Source organism: Herbaspirillum sp. YR522 (assembly GCF_000282575.1).
GTDB lineage: Bacteria > Pseudomonadota > Gammaproteobacteria > Burkholderiales > Burkholderiaceae_D > Herbaspirillum.
The window spans coordinates 46,611-53,669 of sequence record NZ_AKJA01000051.1 but is presented as its reverse complement, the minus strand read 5'-3'; the positions used below and the strand labels follow the sequence as shown (position 1 = coordinate 53,669).

At 63.7% G+C, this 7,059-nt stretch carries 8 protein-coding genes and 1 riboswitch; all 8 genes read right to left on the bottom strand.

Features of this window, described 5'->3' with window-relative positions; genetic code table 11:
* Positions 1-66: 66 nt before the first annotated feature.
* On the bottom strand, positions 67-393 hold the full coding sequence (locus PMI40_RS09035) for a hypothetical protein (protein WP_008114331.1): 327 nt from the start codon (positions 391-393) through the stop codon (positions 67-69).
* A gap of 163 nt (positions 394-556) precedes the next feature.
* The gene (locus PMI40_RS09030; RefSeq protein WP_008114329.1) at positions 557-1,078 is read right to left on the bottom strand and encodes a 6,7-dimethyl-8-ribityllumazine synthase; all 522 of its coding nucleotides are present in this window, start codon (positions 1,076-1,078) and stop codon (positions 557-559) included.
* Between the two features lie 81 nt (positions 1,079-1,159).
* Positions 1,160-1,313, bottom strand: a riboswitch (FMN riboswitch).
* Positions 1,314-1,396: 83 nt separating this feature from the next.
* Positions 1,397-3,046, bottom strand: coding sequence for a YbaL family putative K(+) efflux transporter (gene ybaL, locus PMI40_RS09025; protein WP_008114328.1), 1,650 nt, complete (start codon positions 3,044-3,046; stop codon positions 1,397-1,399).
* Between the two features lie 128 nt (positions 3,047-3,174).
* On the bottom strand, positions 3,175-4,050 hold the full coding sequence (gene htpX / locus PMI40_RS09020; protein WP_008114325.1) for a protease HtpX: 876 nt from the start codon (positions 4,048-4,050) through the stop codon (positions 3,175-3,177).
* Between the two features lie 127 nt (positions 4,051-4,177).
* On the bottom strand, positions 4,178-4,570 hold the full coding sequence (locus PMI40_RS09015) for a hypothetical protein (protein WP_008114322.1): 393 nt from the start codon (positions 4,568-4,570) through the stop codon (positions 4,178-4,180).
* A 243-nt stretch (positions 4,571-4,813) separates the two neighbouring features.
* Positions 4,814-5,770 (bottom strand): GGDEF domain-containing protein, encoded by a 957-nt coding sequence (locus PMI40_RS09010; protein WP_008114321.1) that lies wholly within the window; start codon positions 5,768-5,770, stop codon positions 4,814-4,816.
* Between the two features lie 8 nt (positions 5,771-5,778).
* Complete coding sequence (locus PMI40_RS09005; protein ID WP_008114320.1) at positions 5,779-6,396, bottom strand: chemotaxis protein CheC; 618 nt, start codon at positions 6,394-6,396, stop codon at positions 5,779-5,781.
* Positions 6,393-6,773, bottom strand: a complete 381-nt coding sequence (locus tag PMI40_RS09000; RefSeq protein ID WP_008114319.1) for a response regulator — start codon at positions 6,771-6,773, stop codon at positions 6,393-6,395. The genes PMI40_RS09005 and PMI40_RS09000 overlap by 4 nt, the downstream gene beginning before the upstream one ends.
* Between the last annotated feature and the right edge of the window lie 286 nt (positions 6,774-7,059).

The window sequence follows — 7,059 nt, the reverse complement described above, 5'->3', positions numbered from 1 at the left end:
TGGCGGCCGAGGCCGCCATTGTCGTCGCTACTGTCGCTACATCCTACCTACCGCCCCACGAGACCCTCAACGATGGCCCCAATATGGGCCGGGTGGCGGTGGACGATGCCCATGATGATGACCGCGATAATGGCCGCGGTCGTAGTACACCGGCGCCGGTCGGCCGTAATACACGGGCGGCGGGCCGTAGTAGACCGGGGCCGGGCGCACATAGACCGGAGGTGGCGCATACACCGGCGCCGGCTGCACATAGACCGGTTGCGGAGCCGCGTAGACCGGCACGCCGATGTTCACCCCTACCGACACATGACCGGCCATGGCCGGTGCGCTCGCCACGCCGGCAGCGGCGGCAACCACGAGCATGCCGGCAATCACGGATATCGACTTTTTCACGATGGCTCCTTATGAAGCAACGAAAGATGTCGTGAATATATGCCCGGCGGCGCCCCCCGGCTAGACCGAAACCGTAATGTTTGTAAGCAAATGTTCACAAACATCAAGATCGACCCGACACTTGGTGCGCTGCGGGATACATGCTGACGCCTCCCGTTCAGGCTCACGCTGCGTTCAGGGTCGCGCGCGCCGTGTCGGTCGCGCGGATTGCCTCCAGCTTGGCGACGGTCGTGGCGCAGGCGTGTGCGGCTTCGCGTCCCTTGACCAGGAAATGCTCGTGGAAGAACTGCTGGTGTTCGCCATGCGAGTGGAAATGGTGCGGCGTGAGCACTGCCGAAAACACCGGCACGCCGGTCTCGAGCTGGACCTGCATCAGGCCGGTGATGACCGCCTGGGCCACGAAATCATGGCGATAGATACCGCCATCGACCACCAGGCCGCTGGCCACCACGCCGGCGTACTTGCCGCTCTGGGCCAGCACCTTGGCGTGCAGCGGGATCTCGTAGGCGCCCGGCAGCTCGAAGAAATCGATGCTCTCGAGCGGCCAGCCGAGCTTGGCCATTTCGTCGGTGAAGGCGATGCGGCATTGGTCGACGATGTCCTTGTGCCAGCTGGCCTGCACGAAGGCGATACGTTTGGTCTGGGTGGAATTGACTGCAGAAAGATGGGACTGCGGATGCGACATGGTTCAGGACTCCTGTTTGATGAATAAACAGGGCGTGGGAATGCGCGGCCGCATGCGCTTGGCAGCGCAGATCGGCAGGCATCCCGTTCTCTTTCATCCGGACTATGACCGTCGGCCCCGGGATCACACCGGGTCTGCTGACTTCGCGCGGCACTGCACGAACGCTCGCGGGCTACAGGGCATGACGCGCCTGATTACCGCCGGTGGGGAATTGCACCCCGCCCCGAGAACAATGCCGCGCCAGGCCATCCAGCCCGACGCGGCAGGCAGGACTGTATCACGATCGATGCGATGCTGCAGGACGGCGCCGGCACCTGCTCAGGCGGCCGACACCAGGGCCAGCATGCCGCGTGCGATTTCGCGCTCGCCCATGATCACCTCGTTGGCGCCGTGCTTTTCGAGGTGCTCGACCTCGGCATCGGAGTGCGCTCGCGCGGCCACCCGCAATTGCGCATTGCAGGCACGGGCGCGCTCGATCATCTGGCCGGCCTCGAACGCTTCGGGGATCGCCACCAGCATCCAGCGCGCCTGTTCGATGCAGGCGGCCGTCAGCACGCCGGGCTGGGCGGCATTGCCATAGAGCGCGGGGACGCCCTCGGCGCGCAGCGCCTCGACACTTTCGAGCTGGGCTTCGATGACCACCAGCGGCGTACCCTGCGCGCGCAGTTGCGCACCGATGGCGCGCCCCACGCGGCCATAACCGACCAGCACCACGTGCCCACGCATGTCGACCGATTGCTGGATCGCCTCGACCGGCGCCTGCATGCCTTCGCTTTTTTCGATGTAGGGCTTGAGCCGATCCAGCAGCGAGAACAGGAAAGGATTGATCAGGATCGACAGGATCGCGCCACCCAGGATCAGGTCGCGCGCCACCGGCGAGAGCAGTTCGAGCGACAAGCCCAGGGTGGCCAGGATGAACGAGAACTCGCCGATCTGCGCCAGGCTGGCCGAGATGGTCAGCGCGGTCGACTTGGGATGGCCGAACAGGCGCACGATGAAATACGCCGCCAGCGACTTGCCGACCACGATGATGAAGACCGTGGCCAGCACCAGCAACGGTTCGCGGACCAGCACCGAGGGATCGAACAGCATGCCCACCGATACGAAGAACAGCACCGCGAAGGCGTCGCGCAAGGGCAGCGACTCCTCGGCGGCGCGGTGGCTCAATTCGGACTCGGACAGGATCATGCCGGCGAAGAAGGCGCCCAGCGCGAACGACACGCCGAATACATAGGCCGAGCCCAGCGCGAAGCCCAGCGCAATGGCCAGCACCGCCAGGCGAAACAACTCACGCGAACCGGTATCGGCAATGCGTTCGAGTATCCACGGGATGACCCGCCGACCTACGATCAGCATGACCGCCACGAACGCCACCACCTTGCCCAGCGTCATGCCCAGCGTCACCATCAATGCGCTGCCGGTCATCGCCTCGCCCTTGCCACCCAGCACGCCCGACAGCGCCGGGATCAGCACCAGCGCCAGCACCATCGCGATGTCCTCGACGATCAGCCAGCCGACCGCGATGCGCCCGCGCTTGGTCTCGACCAGGCGGCGCTCCTGCAAGGCCGTCAGCAGCACCACGGTACTGGCCACCGACAGCGCCAGTCCGAACAGGAACCCCTCCCCCATCGGCCAGCCCAGTGCCCACCCCAATCCCATGCCGAGCAAGGTGGCGATGGTGATCTGCACCACCGCACCGGGAATGGCGATGGTCTTGACCGACATCAGGTCCTTGAGCGAGAAGTGCAGCCCGACCCCGAACATCAGCAGGATGACACCGATCTCGGCCAGTTCCTGCGCCAGGTCGGCGTCGCCGACGAAGCCAGGCGTAAAGGGGCCGATGGCAATGCCGGCCACCAGGTAGCCGATCAGCGGCGGCATCCTGAGCCGATGGGCCAGCGTGCCGAAGATGAAGGCCAGCACGAGGCCGCCTACGATGGTTGCAATCAGGGGGGTGTGGTGGGGCATCAGTCAGTGGTCCTTTTTCAAATGGATGATTGGCGTTATGGAAATGACTGGTGGGGCCGGACTAGCCGCCTGCGACCGGGCGCGGCGCTGCAAGGTTAGCATGCGCGCCCGGGCCGCTCAGCGCGCCATCAACGACGCGCCTGCAAGGCGGCAATACGGGTTTCCAGCGGCGGATGGCTGGAAAACAACCCCAGCCACGACTGGCGGCCCGAGATACCGGCGGCCTGCAGGTTCTGCGGCAAGCCATCGGGCTCCAGTCCGCCCAGGCGGCGCAGCGCATTGATCATCGGCAGGTTGGACCCCATCAGCGAAGCCGCGCCGGCGTCGGCCCGATATTCACGCTGGCGCGAGAAATACATGACGATGATGCTGGCGAGGATACCGAACACGATCTCGCACACCACCACCGTGACCATGTAGCCGATGCCGGGACCGCTTTGCTCGTTGTTGCGGCGCAGGGCCGAGTCGACGAAATAGCCGACCACGCGTGCGATGAACATGACGAAGGTGTTGACCACACCCTGGATCAGGGTCAGCGTGACCATGTCGCCGTTGGCGATGTGCGCCACCTCGTGGGCCAGCACGGCCTCGACTTCTTCCTTGGTCATGCCCTGCAACAATCCGGTCGACACCGCCACCAGCGAATTGCTCTTGCTGGCGCCGGTGGCGAAGGCGTTCGGCGGGCCGTCGTAGACCGCCACTTCCGGCATCGGCAAGCGGGCCCGGGTGGCCAGGCTGTGCACGGTGTTGACCAGCCACAGCTCGGTCGAATTCTGGGGCTGGTCGATCACCCGTGCCCCGGTCGACCATTTGGCGATGGTCTTGGACATGAACAACGAGATGAAGGAACCACCAAACCCCATCAATGCGCAAAATACCAGCAGCATGCCGAAGTTGAGGCCGTTGGCGGTGAGGTAGCGGTTCACGCCCAGCAGGCTGGCCGTGAAGCTCAACACCAGCATGACCGCCAGGTTGGTAAGAAGGAACAGAACGATACGTTTCATGGATTTTTCCTGTGGAATGGCTGGGGCGCGCGCGCAATGGACCGCGCGTGGCTGGAAACTGCGAGGCGGGCCGCGACGACAGCGAGCGCGGCCAGGGGCCGGCGGCGCTGTGGCAATGCGACCGGAATCAGGCTAGTGGTGGAGGACGCAGCTGGTCGCGATCGAACGATGACCAGTGGAGTGGATGCACGAAGGCATGCGGAAAGGGATGCCAGCACATGCCCGGGGTAGCCAGGTGGCCCGGCAAGGTGTGGTCTTCGCAATCGGCCTGCACCGCTGGCGCGTCGGCGTCGTCGTCATCGCCCGGTTGCGGGCTGGAGGGCGTGTCGGCATGCCAGGCATCGAAGGCCGTGCCCGCCACCATGGCGACCTGCTGCGCCGCATGCCCGGTCGTGGCCGACGGCGGGCAGGCCTGGGATGCCGATTCGACAATACGCGGTGCCGAGAGGTCACCCACCGTGGCCGCCAGCAATTGCAGCGGCAGCAGGAAGGTCAACAGCAATAGCAGCAGTCGTCGCATCGAATGGTGGCAAGAAAGGCAAGTTCGCGGAGCCGGTCGCGGCCGATTCTGGTGCAGCCCGGCGGGCAGCCCGACATTATACGCACCTGCGTCGGTTGCAGCCGTTCGGCATGCGGAAAGTTATTCACAAAAAATGTGAACAAGTCTGTTGATAAGCCTTGTCGCCTGGTCCCACAGCCTCATGGGCAAAGGGTTTCCAATAAATTGCTCGGAATTTGCTCAGGCCGCCACGAAAAGCTTGTGTCAGTCGGTGGCAATGACCTTGTTGCGTCCGCCCAACTTGGCCCGATACAGGGCGGCATCGGCGCTGGCCATGAGATTGCGTCCCTCGGGATCGTCTTCCAGTTCGTCGCCACGGGTACAGACGCCGATGCTCACGCTCATGTGGTGACCGATCAACGACTTGGCATGCGGCTCTTGCAGCGCCGTCACCGACTGGCGCAGCCGTTCGGCGAAGATGGTGGCATGGGCCGCGTCCATGCCGCTGGTGACCATGATGAATTCTTCGCCGCCGTAGCGGGCGAACACCCCGCCGGGCGTGGTCAATTCCTCTTTCAAGGCTTCTGCCACGCGCTTGAGCACGCGGTCACCGGCACCGTGACCGTAATGGTCGTTGTATTGCTTGAAGAAGTCGATGTCGATCATGAACAGCGACAACGGGCTGCGATTGCGGCGAGCCTGCTGCAGCACCAGCGCAAAGTGCTCGTCGAAGAAGCGGCGATTGTTGACACCGGTCAAGCCATCGGTGACGACCTGCCGGCGCAGTGCCTCGGAGTGCGACATCAGCATCTTCTCGCGCTTGACCGAGTGGCTGGCATCGCTGACCTGGATCAGGCAGGTGCGGCTGCCGTCTTCGCCCCGGATAGGCGTCATCACCACCGATTGCACCATCCGTACCGGCGGCTCGCCAGCGGGCGTGGCCAGGCTCGGATACAACGGCAACGGCGAGCGATGCAAGGCGCTCGACAGCACCGCCGGCAAGCCGTAGCTGACGGTATTACTCAGTGCGCGCAGGAAACCAGGCGTGAGCTGCTGGCCAAACAGCGACACGAAGTTGGCCTGCAGCGCGCGCTGGGCCGGCACTGCGCTATGGCGCTCCATCCAGTCGTTCCACAGCAGGATGTTGAAATCGCGGTCAAGCGCGATCAATCCCAGGTGCAGGTTGTTCAACACCTCCTGGGCGCTGATCCGGCCTGGCATGACGCAACTCATAGGATGCTGCTCAGGTAACGCTGGAGCTGCGCCACCAACCGGCTGAGCGAGCTCGAACTGAGCAGGAAGATCAGGTGCCCCTGGGTCTGGTGCTTCTCGATCACCAGGTCGATATGCAGCACCAGGACATAGGTTTCATCGCTCTCGCCGGCGGCCAGCCGCAGCGATATTTCGCGCGGCGACGACACCACGTAGTCCGGCAGGGAACTGTTCAAGGTGATGCCCAACATGTCGGCCATGGCCGACAGGCAGGCATTGAGGATGATGTTGCCCAGCTCGCACATGGCTTCCTGCTCGAATTCGGCCAGGTCGTCCAGGCTCATCTGCGAGCCCATCATGTCGCGCACGATTTCCAGCGCGTGCGCCTCGGTAAACAGCAGTACCGCCTCGGCGTCGAAGGGGCCATCGAATACCTGGCTGACGGTGGCGAAGCGGGCGTTGCCCAGCGCCAGCACCCGCTCGTCGATCTCGCGCGTGCGCAGCACTTCGACCGATGGCACCGACAGCCGCACCTCGTCGGCAACGATCTCGGACAGGCTCAGCGCGGCCCGTCCGGCGCCGACATTGAAGATCTCGGTCAGCGCATCGAGTTCGATCTCGGACAGCCTGGTCACGTCGCACCCGCGAAGTGATGCAGCGCCTGGGCGATGGACTTCTCGGTGACCGGCTTGGCGACGAAGATCGCGCCCAGTTGCTGCGCCCGGGATTGAACGCTCTCCTGGATATTGGCCGAGAAGATCGCAATGCGTATCCCGGGATGCGCCTGCAGGATGGTCGCGGCCGCATCGGTGCCGAGCATGCCGGGCATATTGATGTCCATGGTGCAGAAGTCGGGCACCGCACGCTCGACGGCGTCGATGGCATCACTTCCGGTGCCGGCCTCGACCACCTGCCAGTCGGGATGGGCGGCCAGGATATGCGCCTTGATCACCATCCGCGAGACCTTGCTGTCGTCCACGATCAATACCGTCCTTGCTGCTGCTGTATTCATTGCCGTTCCTGTGATTGCTGCGACACGTTGTCGTTCTTGCACTATTTTAGCGATGCCGACGGCACTCGCCGACGCTCTGTATCAAATAGTAATAAAAAATTATCTCCGGTCGTATGAGGCATTTCCCTATGGGCGTTGCCGACAGGAACGCATGCGATCCCGGCGTGCATGAACTTGCCAAAACGGTCTCATACAAGTTCGAGAAATGGCCGCTAGTAACAGTTGTCAAAGCGTCTCGCAAGGTGCGCAATATTACGCAGCCCGGGTACGTAGCACTACGCATACG

Bases quoted from the DNA above. Each gene is read 5' to 3' on its own strand.
- PMI40_RS09030 (WP_008114329.1), bottom strand. From the start codon at position 1,078: ATGTCGCATCCGCAGTCCCATCTTTCTGCAGTCAATTCCACCCAGACC.
- ybaL (WP_008114328.1), bottom strand. From the start codon at position 3,046: ATGCCCCACCACACCCCCCTGATTGCAACCATCGTAGGCGGCCTCGTG.
- htpX (WP_008114325.1), bottom strand. From the start codon at position 4,050: ATGAAACGTATCGTTCTGTTCCTTCTTACCAACCTGGCGGTCATGCTG.
- PMI40_RS09015 (WP_008114322.1), bottom strand. From the start codon at position 4,570: ATGCGACGACTGCTGCTATTGCTGTTGACCTTCCTGCTGCCGCTGCAA.
- PMI40_RS09010 (WP_008114321.1), bottom strand. From the start codon at position 5,770: ATGCCAGGCCGGATCAGCGCCCAGGAGGTGTTGAACAACCTGCACCTG.
- PMI40_RS09000 (WP_008114319.1), bottom strand. From the start codon at position 6,773: ATGAATACAGCAGCAGCAAGGACGGTATTGATCGTGGACGACAGCAAG.